The following is a 241-nucleotide window of genomic DNA, read 5'->3' on the forward strand; positions in this document are numbered from 1 at the left end:
GTTCGCAGTCGGTCGCGGAAATGTCCTATGAATTCATCGCCAACATGCTGAAAGAGGGCGCGGGCAAGCAGGGGATGAAGTTCTTCCCGCTGGTCTTTTCGCTCTTCATGTTCGTGCTGACGGCGAACCTGCTCGGCATGTTCCCCTATTTCTTCACGATCACCAGCCAGATCATCGTCACCTTCGCGCTGGCGATTCTCGTCATCGGTACGGTGCTCGCCTACGGTTTCTATAAGCACGG

General features: G+C 55.6%; 1 protein-coding gene. It reads left to right on the forward strand.

Annotated features, from left to right (window positions below):
• On the forward strand, positions 1-241 hold a 241-nt coding region (locus EOD29_RS34595), incomplete at both ends, for a F0F1 ATP synthase subunit A (protein WP_164764081.1).

Source organism: Mesorhizobium sp. M1A.T.Ca.IN.004.03.1.1 (genome assembly GCF_003997555.1).
Taxonomy (GTDB): domain Bacteria; phylum Pseudomonadota; class Alphaproteobacteria; order Rhizobiales; family Rhizobiaceae; genus Mesorhizobium.